General features: G+C 63.4%; 23 protein-coding genes. 20 read left to right on the top strand and 3 right to left on the bottom strand.

The annotated features are described in order from the left end of the window. Positions 1-3 precede the first annotated feature (3 nt). The 17 genes from VSR71_RS28230 (at position 4) to VSR71_RS28150 (ending at position 12,825) form a co-directional block, all read left to right on the top strand. The gene (locus tag VSR71_RS28230) at positions 4-228 is read left to right on the top strand and encodes a PRTRC system protein C (RefSeq protein ID WP_115683945.1); all 225 of its coding nucleotides are present in this window, start codon (positions 4-6) and stop codon (positions 226-228) included. Further along, positions 215-436, top strand: coding sequence for a hypothetical protein (locus VSR71_RS28225; RefSeq protein WP_231942359.1), 222 nt, complete (start codon positions 215-217; stop codon positions 434-436). Before VSR71_RS28230 ends, VSR71_RS28225 begins: the two co-directional genes overlap by 14 nt. Before the next feature lie 41 nt (positions 437-477). Continuing rightward, on the top strand, positions 478-1,464 hold the full coding sequence (locus tag VSR71_RS28220; RefSeq protein ID WP_231942358.1) for a PRTRC system protein F: 987 nt from the start codon (positions 478-480) through the stop codon (positions 1,462-1,464). Between the two features lie 9 nt (positions 1,465-1,473). Beyond that, complete coding sequence (locus tag VSR71_RS28215; protein ID WP_115683943.1) at positions 1,474-2,196, top strand: PRTRC system protein B; 723 nt, start codon at positions 1,474-1,476, stop codon at positions 2,194-2,196. 2 nt (positions 2,197-2,198) lie between these two features. Continuing rightward, a complete protein-coding gene (locus VSR71_RS28210) occupies positions 2,199-2,837 on the top strand; it encodes a PRTRC system protein A (RefSeq protein ID WP_115684039.1) in 639 nt (212 codons plus the stop codon). Beyond that, the gene (locus VSR71_RS28205; RefSeq protein ID WP_115683942.1) at positions 2,834-3,631 is read left to right on the top strand and encodes a PRTRC system ThiF family protein; all 798 of its coding nucleotides are present in this window, start codon (positions 2,834-2,836) and stop codon (positions 3,629-3,631) included. The genes VSR71_RS28210 and VSR71_RS28205 overlap by 4 nt, the downstream gene beginning before the upstream one ends. Before the next feature lie 198 nt (positions 3,632-3,829). Further along, on the top strand, positions 3,830-4,222 hold the full coding sequence (locus VSR71_RS28200) for a hypothetical protein (protein WP_197717980.1): 393 nt from the start codon (positions 3,830-3,832) through the stop codon (positions 4,220-4,222). 131 nt (positions 4,223-4,353) lie between these two features. Beyond that, positions 4,354-4,827: a glycine zipper 2TM domain-containing protein gene (locus VSR71_RS28195; RefSeq protein ID WP_115683941.1), complete on the top strand. Its 474-nt coding sequence runs from the start codon at positions 4,354-4,356 to the stop codon at positions 4,825-4,827. 87 nt (positions 4,828-4,914) lie between these two features. After that, the gene (locus VSR71_RS28190; RefSeq protein ID WP_115683940.1) at positions 4,915-5,319 is read left to right on the top strand and encodes a hypothetical protein; all 405 of its coding nucleotides are present in this window, start codon (positions 4,915-4,917) and stop codon (positions 5,317-5,319) included. 177 nt (positions 5,320-5,496) lie between these two features. Beyond that, a complete protein-coding gene (locus tag VSR71_RS28185; RefSeq protein ID WP_115683939.1) occupies positions 5,497-5,874 on the top strand; it encodes a hypothetical protein in 378 nt (125 codons plus the stop codon). A gap of 10 nt (positions 5,875-5,884) precedes the next feature. Further along, positions 5,885-6,352 (top strand): hypothetical protein, encoded by a 468-nt coding sequence (locus VSR71_RS28180; protein WP_231942357.1) that lies wholly within the window; start codon positions 5,885-5,887, stop codon positions 6,350-6,352. Between the two features lie 254 nt (positions 6,353-6,606). After that, positions 6,607-6,996 carry a hypothetical protein gene (locus VSR71_RS28175; protein ID WP_115683938.1) on the top strand — a complete coding sequence of 130 codons (390 nt, stop codon included), beginning with the start codon at positions 6,607-6,609 and terminating at the stop codon, positions 6,994-6,996. Between the two features lie 68 nt (positions 6,997-7,064). Next, positions 7,065-8,636: a hypothetical protein gene (locus VSR71_RS28170; RefSeq protein WP_115683937.1), complete on the top strand. Its 1,572-nt coding sequence runs from the start codon at positions 7,065-7,067 to the stop codon at positions 8,634-8,636. 267 nt (positions 8,637-8,903) lie between these two features. Next, positions 8,904-9,929: an ATP-binding protein gene (locus VSR71_RS28165; protein WP_115683936.1), complete on the top strand. Its 1,026-nt coding sequence runs from the start codon at positions 8,904-8,906 to the stop codon at positions 9,927-9,929. 108 nt (positions 9,930-10,037) lie between these two features. Continuing rightward, positions 10,038-10,955, top strand: a complete 918-nt coding sequence (locus VSR71_RS28160; protein ID WP_115683935.1) for a hypothetical protein — start codon at positions 10,038-10,040, stop codon at positions 10,953-10,955. Positions 10,956-10,962: 7 nt separating this feature from the next. After that, on the top strand, positions 10,963-12,126 hold the full coding sequence (locus tag VSR71_RS28155; RefSeq protein ID WP_115683934.1) for a vWA domain-containing protein: 1,164 nt from the start codon (positions 10,963-10,965) through the stop codon (positions 12,124-12,126). Positions 12,127-12,432: 306 nt separating this feature from the next. After that, positions 12,433-12,825 carry a hypothetical protein gene (locus tag VSR71_RS28150; RefSeq protein WP_147298473.1) on the top strand — a complete coding sequence of 131 codons (393 nt, stop codon included), beginning with the start codon at positions 12,433-12,435 and terminating at the stop codon, positions 12,823-12,825. Between the two features lie 103 nt (positions 12,826-12,928). Here the strand turns inward: VSR71_RS28150 and VSR71_RS28145 are convergent, their stop codons facing one another. The 3 genes from VSR71_RS28145 to VSR71_RS28135 are packed head-to-tail and all read right to left on the bottom strand — an operon-like array spanning position 12,929 to position 14,566. Then, complete coding sequence (locus VSR71_RS28145; RefSeq protein WP_115683932.1) at positions 12,929-13,339, bottom strand: bactofilin family protein; 411 nt, start codon at positions 13,337-13,339, stop codon at positions 12,929-12,931. Positions 13,340-13,346: 7 nt separating this feature from the next. Then, a complete protein-coding gene (locus tag VSR71_RS28140; RefSeq protein WP_147298472.1) occupies positions 13,347-13,940 on the bottom strand; it encodes a hypothetical protein in 594 nt (197 codons plus the stop codon). Positions 13,941-13,960: 20 nt separating this feature from the next. Next, positions 13,961-14,566 (bottom strand): hypothetical protein, encoded by a 606-nt coding sequence (locus VSR71_RS28135; protein WP_147298471.1) that lies wholly within the window; start codon positions 14,564-14,566, stop codon positions 13,961-13,963. Between the two features lie 642 nt (positions 14,567-15,208). On the opposite strand from VSR71_RS28135, the gene VSR71_RS35360 reads away from it, so the two are divergent. The 3 genes from VSR71_RS35360 to VSR71_RS28125 all read left to right on the top strand — a co-directional run bounded on the left by VSR71_RS35360 (position 15,209) and on the right by VSR71_RS28125 (position 18,281). Beyond that, positions 15,209-15,520: a DUF7696 family protein gene (locus VSR71_RS35360; protein WP_115666878.1), complete on the top strand. Its 312-nt coding sequence runs from the start codon at positions 15,209-15,211 to the stop codon at positions 15,518-15,520. Beyond that, positions 15,469-16,770 (top strand): hypothetical protein, encoded by a 1,302-nt coding sequence (locus VSR71_RS28130; protein ID WP_115683930.1) that lies wholly within the window; start codon positions 15,469-15,471, stop codon positions 16,768-16,770. The genes VSR71_RS35360 and VSR71_RS28130 overlap by 52 nt, the downstream gene beginning before the upstream one ends. A gap of 104 nt (positions 16,771-16,874) precedes the next feature. Next, a complete protein-coding gene (locus VSR71_RS28125; RefSeq protein ID WP_115683929.1) occupies positions 16,875-18,281 on the top strand; it encodes a metallophosphoesterase family protein in 1,407 nt (468 codons plus the stop codon). Positions 18,282-18,370 lie beyond the last annotated feature (89 nt).

Raw genomic sequence — 18,370 nt, 5'->3', positions numbered from 1 at the left:
GACATGGCAATCGAAGTCACGAAGCTCACGCGCGAGTTTGCCTACAACGGCATGACGTTGATGGACCCTGGTCAGCAGTTCACGCCGGAACAGGTCAAGGACGTCTATGCGGCTCAGTATCCGGAGCTCACCACCGCCGCGGTGGATGGCCCGGAGCACAAGGGCGAAGTCGCTCGCTACACGTTCGTGCGCGCCGCCGGCGCGAAGGGCGCTGATGCGCAAGTCTGACCTCATGAAGGCACTGTCCACCGGGCAGTTTGCCGCCATCAAACAGGAGCCGCCCGAAAGGGCGGTTTTTTTTCATTCTGAGGAGACCCAACAATGCTGTTCGATCCTCGGTCGACTGTTCCTGATTTCCCTGCAGGACACCAACCCGCATGGACGTCTCACCGACAGCATCCCGCTGCCGGACGTGGACCTGCCCATGGTTTTCTGACACTGCCAGCGGTCGCTCGCTCAGTGCCAGCCGCGGCGCGCGTGACCTTCTGCGATGAGGTCGAGATCACCGACCTGGTGATCGCCCAGTTCGACGCAGGTGTGCTGCGAGCGAGCGACGTGTCCGATCCCACCGGGGCCGGCGACGCCTTCGCGCAAGCGATGTTCGCGTGGTTGAACCCGCGCATCCCGCACTGTCAGCGCCTGCAGTTTGGCTTCGCGTTGATCGACCAGGCCGCCGCGGCGGACCAGCTGACCCAGTTCGGTTGGGAAGACGCGCTCAATTCGCCGCTTTACCTGGCGATTGAGCTGCCCGGGGAGCAAGTGTTTTCAATCGGCACTGCCAGGGCACAGGCGCTGCGCGCGGCGGACCCCTCGTTGCTTTTCACAGCCATGAGTCTCGTCGACGCCGCCTGCTCGAGGTCACTCTTCGTGCGAACGCCCGATGTGTTGCTGGACGAATTTGCCCGGTGGCATTGGGACTACGACGCGACCTTGGCGGATGACGACAGTGCGCGGGAATTCCTGAAGGAAAACTGGGGCGGAGATGACGCGGACATCGAGCGCTATCTGCCTTCGGTCGTACGGCCGGAGCTTGCGCCCGATGACACCCTGCCACGGCATTCGCATGTCCAGGCCGGCTCGTCCAGCCTTAGGGTCCTTTCGCAACGCACCTTGCGTGCTTTGGCACGCTCGGACGATGCGTGGCTGGGTGAAACCTGCGCGGCTTTGGCCGATCTGCGGCTGACGTTGGCGAGAGCGCGCGATCGATCAGCAATCGCCGGCGCCCAATGGGCTGAGCCAGCCTACTCCGCAGCCACGATCGCGTATTGCGAGAGCAACTACGTATCGGAAGTGCTCGACAACCATTTCGAGTGCGCGAGCAACAGTGGCGAGGCCACGATGTTCCAGTGCTTCATTCCCATCGCGACGCAGCGCCAGGCTATCCGCCAGCAGTTCGGTGATCTGGCCAGCATGCTGCAGATCATCGGTGCGCTAGACCGTGTCTTGACTTTCATCTCTTCATAGGAGAGCCTCATGGCCGAGATCCTGACCGCCACGCGGTCGCATGACGTGGCGCTGCAAGGCGCCATTTTGCTGTACGGCCGCTCTGTCGCCGAGTTCTCGTATGCCACCGCGCATCGGATCGAACCTGACGCAAGCACTGGCCGTCCCGTCATCGGGGCCGGCACGCCGCTCAATCGACAGGCGCTGATTCAGGCCGTGCGCCAGGTTGCAGAAGCATCGCTGCCAAAAGGCGAGTTCCTCACGCCGAATGTCCTGTCAATCAGTCCGACCGCGGTGACGTGGTGGTGCCCGCCATGCCAACGCCGCGTGTTCTTCCAGTGCAACGAATTTGGAGAACGCAGCGCAGTGGTGCCGCATCCGGGCTTGGTCTTCCAAGCCTCGCACGCGGGATTCCGCGTGTTCGCGCTGTCTGGCGAGGACCGGCCGATACCGGCCGCGCTGCTGCACGAGCCGCCGTACTTCAACACCTGGGACAACGGGAAGATCTGCATTGGCAGCGCACATGTGCCCAAGCAGATCGACGTCGTCTCGATTGCCGGCTGGGAATCGGGGTTCTTCGATTCGGCCTTCACCCATCCCAACCATGGGAATCCGCGCGTCAACTTCGAGCGCGGTCCCTATGCCTTTTGGAAGGACATGCTCGACGGCCGGTTCACCGACTACCCGAAGCAAGTCCTCATCCCCATGAAACGCACGCTGGCCGATCTGATCGCCGGCAAACTGGATAAATGATCATGCATCCTGCTGATGTCACCCTGCAACAGTCGTTCCCGTCGGTCATGGTGCCGCGCTTCTCCAAGCTCGAACCCATGTCCCGGGCCGGCGAGCGGCTTCTCATTGCCGCGAACGGTGTATTTCTCGAAGTTTCACGCCCCTGGATCCGGCTGGTGCGCTGCCTCGGGCAGTTTCAGCATCGCACCGCTGTACCGTACGGCGACGCCCGGGAGGAAACGGACCTGGTCTGCGGCCGCATCCCGGCGAAGCTGATCGGAGAGTTCGCCGCCATGGCGCGCGAGGCCCATCCGAAGGAAACGGGTGCCTGGATCGTTTGGAACGCCACGACCGCGGCGTTCCGTCTCGTCCCGGTTGGCATCCTCGAGCACAGCGCTGGCCACCTGAAGTATCAGCGGCCCGAGCTCGGCACAGACGATGTGCTGGTGGTCGATTGCCATTCTCATGGCCGTTCACCGGCGTTTTTCTCCGCCACCGACGATGGTGACGACCGGCACGACGTGAAGTTCGCGTTCGTGATTGGCAATTGCGCATCCGCGGTGCCTTCCATGGCGCTGCGGCTGTGTGCCAAGGGCATTTTCGAGAAGGTGGAAAAGGTGCCGGCGGAGTGGTATGCCGCCTGTGAGGAGGCGATGGCATGATTGAGCATCGCATTCCTACGGCCATGACCAGGCGCGCCTGGAACGTCATCGTGGTCGGTGCCGGCGGTACGGGTAGTGCGCTGCTTCCCAATCTGGCACGTTTGCACCACGCGATGCTGGAATTGGGCCACCCCGGCGGTATCGCCTGCACCGTCTACGATGATGACCTCGTCAGCGAGACCAATGTTGGCCGACAGGGATTCTATCCGGTCGATGTTGGCCAGCCGAAGGCAACTTTGCTGGTGAATCGCCTGAACAACCTAATGGGCACGCGCTGGGAAGCGCGGGTCAGTCGCGTTGACAGTCGCGACCGCTTTCGCTGTGACATGGTGATCGGCTGCGTCGATACGCGTCGCGCGCGCAAGGCGATCCTGGGCGCGATGACGCGTGGCGGTGGCGGCTATTACCTCGACTGCGGCAACGAGTCGGACAGCGGCCAGATCATTCTTGGGCAGGTCCGCGGCAAGGCGGCGGAACGGCTGCCCCATGTGGGCGACTTGTTCCCTGAACTGCTGGACCCGAAAGGGGACAAGAAGGACACCGCGCCGTCCTGTTCGATGGCCGATGCGCTCAGCAGGCAATCGCTGGTGATCAACCAGGCGATCGCGGTGCAGGCGTACAATTTGCTGTGGACGCTGTTCCGCACGGGCACCCTGCAGTACTGCGGCGCGTTTGTGAATCTGGCAGCCGGTCGCACCAACCCGCTGCCGATCGACCCCCAGGCTTGGGCGAGATTCGGGTATCACCTACCTGAGCCGAAGCGCGCGACGCGCGCGCCTCGCCAAGCCGACTGAGCCCGCCATCCCCGACGTTTGGGGATGGCTTTTTTCTTTTGTGGCAGCCGACTTGATGAGCTCGTCCCGCGCTGCTAGGATCGCGTCACACCTCGCGTCCAGGACGCATCGACCTCGTGGCACTTCGCCACTTTGAATTTTCAACCCGTTGGGGCACCTGCCCTGGCGGTGTGCTCCTTTCCTTCTTCGGAGCACATCATGAACGACTCCCCCAATCAAAGCGGTACGAGCCGTGCATGGCGCCGCGTTCGCGTGACGGGCAGCTGGCTGCCAGACAATGCCTTCGTGTGGGCGTACTGGAACGGCTCAATGTGGAACGGCTTTGCCGTCCCGCTGTTTACCCGCCAGGACGTGATCAGTCTCTGTGGAGTGATGCCAGGCCTCGTGTACGTTGAGGCGCGCCATGCCTTCCTGTTCGACGAGAACGGCGAGGCAGAATGGTTCCATGCGGGACCGCAAATCGTGGACGGCGAACATTTGCAGCTCTATTCGCTTGGCGAAAGCTGGTGCTGGCAACTCGTGGATGCACCGGCCCGCGCCACGGTGGTAGCAGGTGGCTACCCCATCAGCCCTCTCCACAATCGCGGCTGACCCTGCTAACATTGCTGCACCTACCGCGTCTCAGACGCATCGACCCTTCCGGTTGTATAGCCGGACATCTCCCTTCCCCCTACGGGCCTCATGCCCGTGGGCATGTTGGCCCGTTCTTCATTGAGGCCAACATGATCAAGCGTTTCTTCCTGCTTTTCCTTTGCTGCGCCGTCTTTGCTGGCTGCGCCGCCCAGCCGACTTCGCCGAATACCTATCGGGGTTCCGAAGCGCTGAGGCCAGGTACCGCTGAAGCTGTCACAGTCGTCCGGGTCCGCCCAGTAACGATTGCTGATACCGACGGCTTGATGTCTGCGAACACCGGCGTGCCGGGTGTTCTGGGTGCTGTTGTTGGCGCGGTACTGGGTGCGCGCGTCATCGGCAACGGCAATGGCCGTTACCTAGCCGGCGCGCTCTCGGGCACCGTTTCTGCGGTCATCGCTCAGACGGCCGCCAATCACCTGAGCCGTCGCAGCGGCGTGGAGGTCATTGTCCGTACGGACAGCGGCCGCCAGATTGTTGTCACGCAAGACGCGGATCAGCAGTTCGTCACTGGCGAGCGGCTGTACCTCGTCTCGGGTGCTGGCGGTTCCCGCCTCACTCGCTGACCTGGCTCCAGTCGGAGCCCCATCCCTTCTCTTTCCCCCGCGCGGGCCTCCCGCGTGGGGGCTCTGTCGCGAACAGGAGCAATTCACATGTTCGACGTCGCAGAAGCAACCCCCATCTCCATCGCCCCCATCGAAACGAAGGGGAGATACATTTTTGAAGTCGCCGACGACATCCGTCGTCAGTTGCGCAGCGCCGGACTCGATCCGGAATGGCTCAACGCGAGCAACTTTATGGATGACGACAACGAGGCGCTGTACGGCCCGAAGTCGTCACGCCAGTGGCCCCAGTTTGGCGCTCGTGAACGCATCGCCATCTCCGTGCATCGCGGCTGGTCCGAAGGCTGGGCCATCCACGTCGATCGCATCGGCCTTCAGGGTGATGCAGCGGGCGTGTCCACCACCGCGCAGAAGCTGTTGGTCGGCAAGTCGTTGACCGAGCGTCAAGCTTGGGACAGCGTTCGTGCGATCAGCAAGATGTTCGATGTCGCCTGAGTCCAGCTCATCCCATTCGCAAGCCCGAGAGGGCTTGCCCAACCCTTCGGGGTTCGGCAAGCCGCTTTTACCCGCGTCATAGACGCATCGACCCAATGTCCGGCATCGCCGGGCCAACCCTTGCGGGACACTCGTCCCGGCAGGGAAGGGATGTCCCCAGCTATTCAGAGGATATCCATGAAACTTCCCAAGTCCTTCTTCGCACCTTTTCCAGACAATCCGGCGGCATGCCAGGACCTGCGCCGTGACGCATGCCGCGTGCTGCGTCGATTTGCTGGCGACATGGCTTTGCGCCCGCGCGATTACACGATCCGCGAGCATCGCCAGCGCCGGCGCGACGTCAACGTGTTTGCGTTGCAGACCGACTCGTTGCTGGTAGAAATTCAGCATCCGCCTGGCGCCGAGGGCATTCGCATGTCCTATCGGACGTGCCGCGGTCGCAATGACATGGCCGGTGGCCGCGACAATACAGTCAGCGTGGAGTCGCTGGCTACGCAACGTGGCTATGCCGAACTGGTTTCCACGCTTCGCGTGGTGGCCGGGCGGCGCGGTTGAGGGCCACGGCATGAGGCTCATCAAAGTCACGTTCACAGCAACGTCAGGCGAGGAAACGACGGGCTTTGCATCGTTGCACGCCAACGATGTTGTTGAATTACCCAAGCGCATGCTGCTGCGCGTGCGCGCAGCGCTGGAAGCGGGTGAAGGCTATGCCATCGTCGCTCATCAGGGGGGATATGCAATCCCGCTGCTTCTACTCGAAGATGCGCGCTATAAGCTGGATGTCAGGCACGCCACGAGCGACGCCTGGCTGACCCGGCTGATTGACGCGTTTCGCAAACCGAGCAAAGACCAGATGCAGGCCTATGGCCGCTACTACCACACGCTTTCGGCAGCCTGCGCTGTCGGCTTCGTGGGTTATGCGGCCGGAATTCAAGCCTGGACGGTAGCGACCGCTATCAACGCAGCATGCTTGCTGGCCGGCGCTGCGGTACTATTTGCCATAGGCGCTGTTCTCGCAAAAGGAGATAAGTGATGTTTGGTCCATTTGTTCTCGGCCTCACTCTGTGCATCGCCGGCTTTGGGCTCTGGGTATTGCGCAACGCGGATCGCGAGCGCATGCGCGAGCATCTTGACCGCAACGACTAGGCCAACTCGCCGTGACGCTGGCGCGCATGCGTCGGCGATCAGCAAGTCCCCAAGCGCTTCCCTCTGGAAGCGCTTTTTCTTTCTCACCCCACACGGGCGTCGTCCCGTCGGGGCGGCTCCCTAATCTCGGGAAACCCCTCGATGGACGCAATTGTTTTTGGCGCTGGCGTGGCCAGCTATCCCGCCGGCGTGCAGCTGCGCGTCGGTCTCTACGACGCCAACCTGCGCCCGGCCATCCAGCTGATCTGCGCAGACGACGGCATGCCGTATGCCTCGCTCAGCGTCAACTTGCCGGGCACGCCATTGCTCGACGGTGAATTCTGCGTGGCCGCCGACTGGAACCTTCCGGCGGATCTCAAAGCGGCGCTGCTGGCCAGCGGCAAGTTCACGGACGCGGGCCGCGTGTCGCCTGGGCCCATTCAAGGCGGCGCAATCTGGCGCATCGATTGTCCCGAACTGCTGTCGCAGTTCGCCGCGGCTCGGGTGGTCGCCTGTCGCACGCCTGCGCATCGCATTGCCGCCCTGGTGTAGCACCACGGCATTTTCCAACCCTCTCGGGGCACGCCCCGAGAGGGCGTGTTCCGTCTCCGGAGCACATCATGTACGTAATTTCCATAGGATCGGCCCGATCCGAAATGCGCACGACGCTCGCCGGCGTGCTGGAATACCTCAACCAGGACCGACGAGGCATGGCCGCACCGCGGCCGGCAGACGTCACCGTGCGCCATGTCGAGCGCGGTGATATCGCCGTGCATCAACTGAAGTCGGGCCGGATGGCAGTGTGCCCGCGCGGTACGGCTCGTTCAATCCTGGTCCAGATCCTCGATGAGGTTGAGCGGTACATTGTCCGGGTGGACGGCAAGGTCCTGCGCCCGCATGAGATGAGCCGCGCCTCTTGGGGCGCGGTCGTTGCCGCGGGCCGCCTGGCGTTCTTCCCTGAAGAGGCGATCGATCTGGCTGCCGCCGAAACCGGGCCGCTGCTTCACACCCGGGATTTGTTTGAAGCCGAGGGGCCTTTTGACATCGCGGCCTTCGTCGACAATGAGTTCCGTCGCCGCTTCGGCTACGGTCGGCAGGGCCCCGCATACGCACCAGGCGCGAGCCCAAACGCGCGCCACGAGCTGCATGTTGCCTATGTCTTGCTGCGCGGCGAGAAGGTGCGCGAATGCGTACTGAGCGCCTACCGCGACGATCCTGAGATCGGCAAGCACGACCTGACCTGGTTGCGGCCGCTGATCGAGGTGCCGGCACTGCGTGGCGCGCTATCGCCTGCGCAGTTGCAGGGCCTCTGCCACGTCATGCGGCACGATGGGCTGAAGATCACAGCGGACAACGCGGGGAAGCTGCTCGCCATCGTGCGAAGGCTGCCAGTGGGCTGTGGGGTCGTGCAGGTCGACGACGCCTTGTTCTCAGCTGGCATGCTGCAGCCGCGTACGGCTGTGGCTCTTGACGCTGCGAAAGGGCCGAAAGGGCCGGCCGCGACACCGGTGTCGCCGCTGGCGCAACGCATCCACGCGCTCACCACACAGCGGCGATTCGACGCCACGATGGAGCGCGCCAAGGCCCAGCGCGAAGCCCTGGAAATCAGCCAGCGGCACTTCGATGATCTCGCGCGGCGCGCCGTTGCCGATCGCACCTGCGCTGGCTACGACTGGGCCAACATGGTTGCGCTGGCGGTCCTGCAGCGTGACGTTGCCGCGGTGCTGGAGGTCTTCGATAGCCCCAAGGACTGGAACACCGATAGCAAGCGCGCCTTGCGTGAAGTGACCGGTGTCGATCTCCTGCAGTGCACCGCGGCGCTGCGCCGCCGGCGGATTTTTGAGCTGTGTGGGTTCTCGCCAGCGGAGCAGGAGCGTTGGGAGACCGAGGCGGCAGCAGCGAAAGCCGACCGTGCGGCCGCGCGCGAGTTCGAGGACGCCCGCAAGCGCGCGGAGGCTTCCAATTGGCGCCTGGAAGGCGGCAAGGTGCTGAACGGTCGCGAGTACGTCGATTTCTGTATTGCCGAGGGCTTCTCGGAAATCATCGACATGCCACGCGGCCGCGCGCGCGCCTATCGCATCTGCAATCCGCGACGCGGCATGTCGCGACCGCTGCGCGCCAAGGATGGGACCCTTTCCTATGCACGGGCCCGGCTCGCGCAAGCAGCCGTTCCCGCTGCCATCGCGGCTTGATGCACTTCCCTGGCCCTTCCGGGCCGGGGAAGCTTCCTTGAATCACGTACTGTTTGCCTGAGCTTTCGTCGTTACCGGCAGAGGCCGGAAGCGTTAGCCTTTCGTCATCAAAGCGGTGTTTGCACTGGTACGGATCAGTCCAAACACAGTTTTACCAGCGTCGTTGACGCATCGACCCCAACGCCGGCAAGCAGGCCATCTCTTGAACCTTCCCACAGGGACCGCTCCCTGTGGGGACGGCCTGTGGGACTTCCCCTGAGGAATCCCATGGAACTAAACCCCTCCCAACTGCAAAAACTGCTCGCCGCCTGCATCCCGGCCATGCTGCCGGTCCTTGTGGCGGGAGCGCCCGGCATCGGCAAGAGCGACATCGTCGCCCGGGCTGCTTCGGACGCCGGATCCGACCTGCTGATTTCGCACCCGGTGGTCGAAGACCCGACCGATTCGAAAGGCTTGCCCTTTCCGTCGGCCGACGGTGCGCATGCACGCTTTCTGCCTTTCGGCGATCTCGAACGCGCGCTCAGCGCTCGCCGCCCATTGGTCTGGTTCATCGACGACCTGGGCCAGGCCACACCCGCGGTCCAGGCCGCCAAGATGCAGCTGCTGCTCGCCCGGAAAATCGGTGAGCACGTGCTGCCGCCACATGTCACCTTCGTTGCCGCGACCAATCGCCGCATCGACAACGCGGGCGTCTCCAACATTCTCGATCCGCTGAAGTCCCGCTTCGCGACCATCGTGGAGCTGACCACGTCGATCGAGGACTGGACGCGCTGGGCCGTTGCGACGGGCCAGCCGCCGGAGCTGATTGCATTCCTGCGCTTCCGGCCGGACTTGCTGCTGTCGGCGAATCGCACCCGCGAGATTGAGAACCTGCCGAGCCCGCGGTCCTGGGGAATGGTGGGCAAGCTGTCGCAGGTGGTGCCCGCCGAACTGGAGCACGTCACCTTCGCCGGCGCGGTGGGGCAGGGCGCTGCGACAGAGTTTGTGGCGTTCAAGCGTCTCTTTCGCCAGATGCCTTCGCCAGACGGCGTCCTCGCTGCGCCGTCAACGGCGCCGATTCCGACGGACGTGGCTGTGCAATATGGCATTGTCACGGCGCTGGCGCGCCTGGCCAATGCCAACAATTTCGATCGCGTGATGGTTTACGCGAATCGGCTGCACGAAGCCGGGCTCGGTGAATTTGCCGTGCTGCTGGTCCGTGACGCCGTGGAGCGCGATGCATCGATCGCCAGTACCCCAGCGTTCATCGTGGCGCAGGGCGGCCCCATTGGCGCCCACATCCGCGGCCAGTAGGTCGCTTTCCTGCTTCAACACATCTGCTGGCCGGCCCCGGGTTCCCCCGGGCCGGCCGTTTTCATTTCCTGCCGCCTTCGCGCGGTGACTCCCTCTGAGGAATCCATCATGAACATTACCAACCTGACGTCCCGCGTCATGCTCGCGACGCTCAATATCTCGGTCTGGCGCGCGCGCCGGTTCGACACCCGTGCAACGCAAGAGGTCGAGGCCAAGCACGAAGCCAAGGACATTGGCCGCTTCAACAAGCGGCTGCTGACCGATGGCGCGACGTCGTACAAGGAAGTATGCGCCATCGGCAACCGCGCCCGCGCGCTCTTCGATAGCCATTCGCTGGATTATGATCAGCTCGGCGTGCGCCTGCTTCCCACGGCCGTCTACATGGACGTCGCCGAGAAGCTGCGGGCCCTGGGCGATCAGTTCGACGCGGCGACGGCTCAGTTTCTTGCCGACTATCCGCGGCTCAAGGACGAAGCCCGTGTTGCGCTCAATGGGCTCTTTGACGAGGCGGATTATCCGACCGAGGCCGAGCTGCGCCGCAAGTTCGGCGTGCGCTTCTCCGTGCTGCCGTTCCCCGATGCCAGTCAGTTCGGCATAGATTTGCCCCCGGACGTCCTGCACGGCATTCGCGAAGAGATGGATGCCAAAGTCTTGGGTGCGGTGAAAACCGCGAACAACGACCTGGTCAGCCGTCTTTACGAAGCGGTGCAGCACTTTGCCAACCGCCTGTATGGGGAAGGCAACGTGCGGCTTGACGTTGCCGACAAGGTGCGCGAGCTCAGTGCGCTATTGCCGCGACTGAACTTCTCCGACGATCCGGTCCTGACGGAGATCCTCGCCAAGACCCAGGAACAGCTGGCCTGCTATACCGGGGCGCAGCTCAAGGATGACCCGCTGCTGCGCCTGAACGTGGCCGAGCGCGCGATGGAGATCGAGGCGCAGATGGCTGCTTTCATGGGCGGGCCGCCGCCCACGCTGACGCGCGAGGGTGGCGACATGCCGATGCTGCATCTGCTAGCCGCTTGAGGTTGCCATGCATGATCGAATCGTGAAGCAGCGTGCGGCGCTGGTGCTGTCGCAGCCGTTCTTCGGCGCGCTTGCCCTGCGTTTGGCGATCGTCGAAGACCCGACCTGCGAGTCGATGTGGGTCGACGGCGTGAGCCTGGGCTACAACCCTGCATATCTCGACAAGCTGGATGACCTGGAGCTTCGCGGCGTCCTGGCCCATGAGGTACTGCATGTGGCCAACGGGCACTGCTGGCGCATGGGTGCACGTGAGCAGCATCGGTGGAACCAGGCCTGCGACTATGCGGTCAATCCGCTGGTCCTCAATGCGCAGTTCAAACTGCCACAAGGGGTCCTGCTCGATGGCCGCTACCTTGGCAAGTCGGCGGAGGAAATCTACGCGATGCTGCGACAGGAGGAATCCTCGCAGCAGCCGGAGCCATCCGCCGGCGGTGCAGCAGGCGCGGCGCCGCAGCCGTCCGACGGCGAGCCGTCGCCGCCAGAGCCGAACGGATGCGGCGAGGTCCGCCAGTACACGGGCATCGACAAGCCGGCCGTCGAAAGCGAATGGCGGGTCGCCGTGAGTCAGGCCGCGAAAGCGGCCAAGATGCGCGGCGCCTTGCCTGGCGATCTCCTGCACCTGGTGGAAGCCGCGCTGCGGCCGTCGGTGGACTGGCGGGCTGTGCTGCACCGTTTCGCCGCCGAGGCTGCCCATGCTGACTACACCTGGAAGGTGCCCAATCGCCGCTATGCGCACCTGGGCCTCTACCTGCCCTCCTTGCATTCCGAGGTGGTGGGAGACGCGGTGTTCGTGCGCGACTCCAGCGGCTCCGTCTTCGACGAAACGCAGCGGCAGTTCGCGACGGAAATTACTGCGGTGCACCAGCAACTGCAGCCGGCCCGGCTCATCGTGATCGACTGCGATACCCGGGTCACCCAGGTCCAGGTGTTTGATCGAGACGATGTGGTCGACCTTGCTCCGCTGAAGGGCGGCGGGGGCACCAGTTTCCGGCCGCCATTCGCATGGCTCGAGCAGGAAGGCATTGCACCGGCATTCCTTGTCTACCTGACGGACCTTGACGGCGAATTCCCGCTCGCGGCCCCGGCATATCCCGTCCTTTGGGCATCGGTCACGCCCTTGGATCGCATTGCTCCACCGCGGTTCGGCGAGTGTGTCGAGGTGATTACTTAGATCGGCAGCTCACTTCGTCCTCCGTCATTTTCCCGACAGCCTTGTGACCGTCAATCGCTGTCCATTTCTAAATCTAGCCTCAAGCGAACCATATAAGTGCCGATGGTAGGTGCTGAAGTGCTCGTAGCAGGCTCAAGCCCCGGCGTGCCCGGGGCTTTTTCTTTTTGGATCCCCATGTCAGAAAACTTTGCTCGATCCGCAACAATGCGCCGGATCACTCACTTGGCAGAAATGGATGGCCATTGGCCAGGCCGTTGCCAGAGGCAGAGCAGGTGCTGCCGGCATGGGGCTCCAGAGGAGCGAGCTTTGGAACCCCAACTTCTTGTGATGGACGTCGACCACCTGCCGCGGCAGGGAATCGCGAAGCGTGTGGACCAGTGGTTTGCTGATGTCCGCAATGAGAACACGCAGCAGTCCTTTGATGACTGGCTTGCGATTGTCGCATCGCCCGAACCAGCCATTGCGCCGGGCATCCGGTTGTCGCAGGGCAATGTCGAGCTTGAACTGCGACACGGTCGAAGATATTCGATCGAAGATGCCGTGCGCGGAGCGAGGCAGTTTCGGTGCATCATCGATGGCCGCGTGCCGCTCGTCGCTTTCATTGATGAGCGTGGCTACCGTGGAGCGTGGATTACCGTAAGAAACCTTTTCACCATAGAAGAGATGGTGAGCATGCGAGAATCGCCAGACCAGGCATAAGAAAGGGCCCGACGCTATCCAGCGCCGGGCCCTTTTTTTCTTCTGCTTTGGCAGAAAGACGATGTCTATATGCTAGCTTTCCGGAAAAATGCCTTGAGCATGCTCACGCTTTCGCCGTGGTGTCACCTTCGGTTGCCGGCGAGACGGCCTCTTCGATCGTCGGTCCGGTGCTGTCGCCGAAGGTGAGGGCGGGAATTCGCACGATTGTGCCTTCCAGAGCCGCGGAGCTTCCAAGCCGGATCGTGCCGGCATAGGCGATCCGGCCCTTCACGCGGCCATTGATATGGAGCGACACCCGGGCAGCAACGTCGCCCTCTACGGTGCCGTCGATGAGCACATGGTCGCCTTCGACGGTTCCGCGGACCAACCCTTCTGCGCCGATATGGACGAGGCCTCGGGACGAACGGAGATCGCCATCGACCAGACCGAAACAACTGACGCCGTGATCGGAGCTGACGTGTCCGTGGATGCTGAGACCAGCCTGGATCAAACTGAAGTTTCGCTGGGCATTCATGACGGGATCAGAACAGTTTGATTTCGTTGCCACGGCCGGCCACGGGCGGCGCCGGGTTACTGGGGGCGGGGCTGGCTACCGGCTGACGTGCGGGCGTCGGGACGGAGGCAGGCTGCTTCGGCGCCTGGACCTTGGGCGATTGAGGTTTGGCATGGCTCTGCGCCGGAGCTGGCGTGCTCGCGGATGCGCCGGAGTGGGTCTCGGGCGCTGCGGGCGGTGCAATCGTTGCAGGCCCGAGCGCAACCAGTGGCTGCGACACGGACGGCTGTGACGCGGGCCATTCGTGGCCGCCGTCCATGGGCGGCGAGCCGGTGGCTTCTGGTTGTGCAGCGGCAGTCTTCGCCGGAGCCTTGTGCGCTTCATTGGACGCGAGCCAGCGACCTCCGCCGAATGCCAGCACGGCAATGGCCAGAATCCCCAGACATTGCCAGTGGATGGGCCTGATGCGCGCCACGATTGAGTGACCGCCTTGGGACGGCGGCTGGCTCGGTTGCGCTGCAGACAGTGCGTCAAGCCTGGTTGTCCCAGAGGCTTCCATCTCAATGGTGACGGGAGGGGCTGCGTACTGTGCGTGCAGACGCTCGATTTCCTTGATGTCCATATCGGTCTCTGGAGCGGGTTTCAGGCTTTCTCGATCAGTCGGCCGTCTGGTCCGAACTGATCGTTGTCAGGAATGCAGAGGTGATGAATCGCACGAATGTGCTTGGCCGCGCCGACGACTGCAGCATCTTTTTCCGCATCGGAGATGGATTGCGCGATGTATGCGCCGAGCGTGCGATGGAGGAGCCTGTCGTGCTGGTTCAGCAGGCGAATGAGCCGGCCTGCCAGGGAGTGCGTTACAACGATCTGCCGATGGTGGAATTTCAAGCTGAGATGGCGCCGGGGCTTGGATTCGATCCACTGCAGCCTCGCATCCATCCATTCCTGCGCCTGCCGAAAGGCGTCGTCGAGCGCGAGGATCTTTCCTTTGCTGGCCACCGAGAACTTGGCGGTGCAAAAGTTGTAGTCGCTGCGGAGGAAGTTACGCACGAAGTCGGTGCAATACGACACCTCCGTGCCGCTGTCCGTTTGCGGAACAATCTTTGCAACGCGTCCCTCGCTTAGCATGCGCCGAATTGGCTTTGGGCCTGTGTTCGAAGCCGCGCTGTCTGGAGGCGGATCTAATGATGGAACTGGCGGTATGGGTCGCGAGTCGCCATCGGGAAGAGGACGGAAAAGTTCGGCCATGGTCCATGCTGTGGAATCTCTCTCAGCTGGAATTTTGAGATACATTGCGCTTGGCACGCTCGGAGAAAGAGACACCAAATTCGCGAGCTTTCTACCTTTACCGCGGCCTGTGATGTGCCACAATTCACTCACACCTCGCGTCACTGACGCATCGACCCTGACTCCCTGAGAGTCCATCTTCTGCTTCAAGTCGTGCAATTTGCGCACGCGCCGACCGGTTGGCTACCGGTGTGGATATTCCTTGTGATAAGTGTTTTCGCCGAGCACTTCCCTCATCAGCTCGTAATACGCGCCTTTGGCTGTGCCTCTTCATGAGCGCACGCTGGACACCGTTCGAGCCTGGGACCATGTGGCGTCTCTCTCCAGGCCCCTCCTAGGCAGAACGGCTGACGTCGAGCCGATCCGTGAACCTGCGGCCGAACCTGTGGGTTCGCGAAATGGGTTGTTGTGCAGCGTGACCATGCTGCACGAGGACGACTTTACGTCCTCCGCATGAGCGGCGCGCCTTTGTGCGTTGCTCCCTGAGTGCCACGCCCCCGGAAGGGGCGTGGCATCCAGGTCTCTCTAGCAAAGCTCGCTTTCCGGCGTACCCGGGACGCGGGCTTTTGTCGTTTGTGAGAGACCGTTTCGGGAGAGTCTGCCATGCATCAGGATTCCGAGATTTGCGCCGTGATCGCGGCGACGCTGGAGCGCCGCCGTCCGATGTACAAGGACATGCCGGCGGCCTGGCGCAACCTCTGTGAGGCGGCACATGTCGCCAGTCTTCCGGAAGCCGCGCGAGCGGCCTTCCTCAACACCGTAACGACCCAGCGCGGGGCAGACACAGCCTTGCGCCTTCGGGAGCATGCTGCGTCCATCCGGGCGAGCGTCGTTCGCTTTCTCTCTGAAAGGAGATTGAACGTATGCATGCACCCATCACCTACGGTGGCTTCGACGGACCCAGAAGCCTGCTAGAAGAGCGGCCGATGCGCCCGCCGATCATCGGCAAGATCCGGCCGGGCATCAAGGTCCTGACCCGCAAGGCCCGGGAGAATCCCGAAGCCGTGCGCATCCATGACGCCATGGTGGCGCAGGGCCACTCCTATGAAGCCATCGGGCTGGAGATCGAGCGCAGAACCCAGTTGCGCAATGCGCTTGTGCCGAAGAACGTACCGTGGTTTACCTGCCGTGGGTCGGACTTCACCAACCCGGCAGTGGCCGACGACATCCTGCAGCGCTACGGCGAAGACCGCGGCGACGGCAATGGCCGCAAGCTGTGGCGCTTCCCGGTGGTGTTCGCCTTCGACGACTGGCTGCGCAACATGCCCAACGAGCTGGTGACTTACACCGCCAGCGGCAAGCAGTTCTTTTCGGAGTACGGCCCGGACGGTTTGCGCTACTGCAAGACGTATGCGCCGGTGCAGCGCGAGGCGCGCGCAAGCCGCGCGAAACGCGTGTGGGGCGGCCGCCCGATCATTCTCCGGCAGGACGATGCCATCCCCGACGGGCGCTGCGACCCGCACAGCTGCCCACAGTATCAGCAGGGCGTTTGCAACCTGTCCGCGGCGTTCTACTTTGCGGTGCCGGCGACCCGGGGTCTTGGTTTGATCCAGATGCCGACCACCTCAATTTACGTGCTCCAGAAGGCCCACGCTGCCATGCAGACGGTTGCGCTGGCGCGCGGACGTCTGGTCGGCGTCGAGTTCTTCGTAAGCAAGCAGGAGGTCGAGATCAGCCGGATCGATCCTGAGCTCGGCAAGCCGGTGCGCCAGATGCAATGGCTCATCACGCTCGATGCCGATCTGGACCTGGCCGGTCTCCTTGACGGCTCGGATCGCCCGCGGCTCTCGCACGTCGAAGCCGCGCAGCAGGCGGTCACGGCGCTCGAGAACACGCCGCAGACGCTGCTGGATCAGTCGCCCGGTTTCCCTCCTTTGGATGCCGAAAAATCGCTGTCGGGCGTGCAGCCGGTGCAAGGTGCCGAGACATCGGATGCCGAGGACCTGGCCGCAGCGTTCAACGAGTTGGCCACGCGGTTGGGCTTCGATAAGGAACCCGATCGCAAGGACCTGCGCGAATTTCTGCAGGCGAGCTTTGGCGTTGGCTGGACCAAGCGGCCCGCCGCAGTCCGGCAGGTTATTCACGACATGCGCGTTGCGCTGGAGAACAACCCGGTTGCATATCGAGAGCAGGTTAAAGCCATTGCGGCTGAGATTGCCCCCTGAGCCAGCCCCCCGACTGGCTCACCTTACGGACGCCCTTGTGGCGTCCTTTTTCTTTTCCACGCGCTGAGGCCTTGCCGGCACAGCCAATTCTCTCAGGAGGTAGCATGCTCAACGAAGGCGATTGCCTGCGTCTGGGACACTTCTCAGATCTGCATTACTCGCCCAGCCACCTGGCCGAGGCGGACCGCTGCTTCGGCTTTGCGGTCGACGATGCGATTGCATCGCGCTGTCAGGTGGGGGTGGTGTCGGGAGACTCTACCGATCACCGCCTGGACGCGCATACGCCGGCCCTCTCGGCTCTCGCGCGGCGGATCCATCATCTCTCGGCCCATATGCCGGTCTTGATGCTCCAGGGCACATTCAGCCATGAACCGCAAGGCACGCTGGATCTGTTCCGCCTGATTGGGGCGCAGCATCCGGTCTATGTTGCCGATCGCATTCATCAAGTCGCGCTCTGCGCAGGCCAATTCGTACCGTCGGAAGGCCCGGTCTTTAACGGCGCTGAGATTGAAGCGGTCATGGTGCAGTATGGCAAGCCGGCCGTGGTGTTCACCTGCGTGCCGACCGTCAACAAGGCGGTCCTGGCTGCAGCGGTGGGCGTTGCCGGTGCGGCGACGGCGGTTGGTGACTATCTGGCTGACTACCTGGCCGCCGCGGGCGCCGTCAATCGACAGTGGCGCTCCCATGGCGTGCCGACGGTCGGTGTGTCGCACGGCACGGTCAATGGCTGCCAGACGGAGCACGGCGTGCCGATGGCCGGCTTTGACCACGAGTTCACCATCGGCGCGCTGTTCGACGCCGAATGTGATGCTTTTATGCTCGGCCATATCCACCGTGCCCAGCAATGGGCGCGGGAGGGCAGGGTAGTGGCGTATCCTGGCTCCATCGGGCGATTCCACTATGGCGAGATCGGTGAGAAGGGCTATCTGCAATGGCAGGTCTCTCCGGGCCGCGCCAGCGCGTCGTTGGTGGCCACGCCGGCACGCGAGACGCTGTGCGTGGACTTCGACGGCCCGCCGGACATGGCCAAGCTTGCCGAAGTTGCTGCGCAAGCTGCTGACAAGTTCGTGCGGGTTCGTTGGACCGTCAACGAAGAGCATCGCCAGCTGGTCGACCGCGATGCTATCCAGGCACTCTTTGCCCGAAGCGCTCAGCTCAAGGTCGAGGCGCGGGTACTGCCGGCAGTGCGCAGCCGTGCCGAAGGCATCAGCCGCGCCGCGAGCCTGCCCGGTAAGCTGGCCCGGTGGGGTGAGCTCACCGGCATTGATACGGGCCCGTTGGCAGACCGCCTGGCTATGCTGGAGACGCTCGATGCGCAAGCGATCGCAGACGGCGTGCTGGCGCAGCTGCGGGCTGTCCCGGCCGAGGCAACGCAAGGCGTCCTCGAGACCCCTGTCGTTGTCGACCGCGGCGAGCCTGACAGCCTGACGCCGGTCGCCCAGGCGCCGTCGCCCGAGCCGCCCAGCACGGATTGGCTTACCGATGACCTGTTCGCGGGGCAACCCGCCTAACCCTTAGAGCATGCGCAAGCCATGTTCCGACAGCCGCATGGGCTGTCGAAACCCGGTTTCACCCGCGTCATTGACGCATCGACCCAGCA

Source organism: Cupriavidus oxalaticus, assembly GCF_038900635.1.
Taxonomy (GTDB): domain Bacteria; phylum Pseudomonadota; class Gammaproteobacteria; order Burkholderiales; family Burkholderiaceae; genus Cupriavidus; species Cupriavidus oxalaticus_B.
The sequence above is the reverse complement of the archived record's forward strand: the minus strand, read 5'-3'. Positions and strand labels throughout refer to the sequence as shown.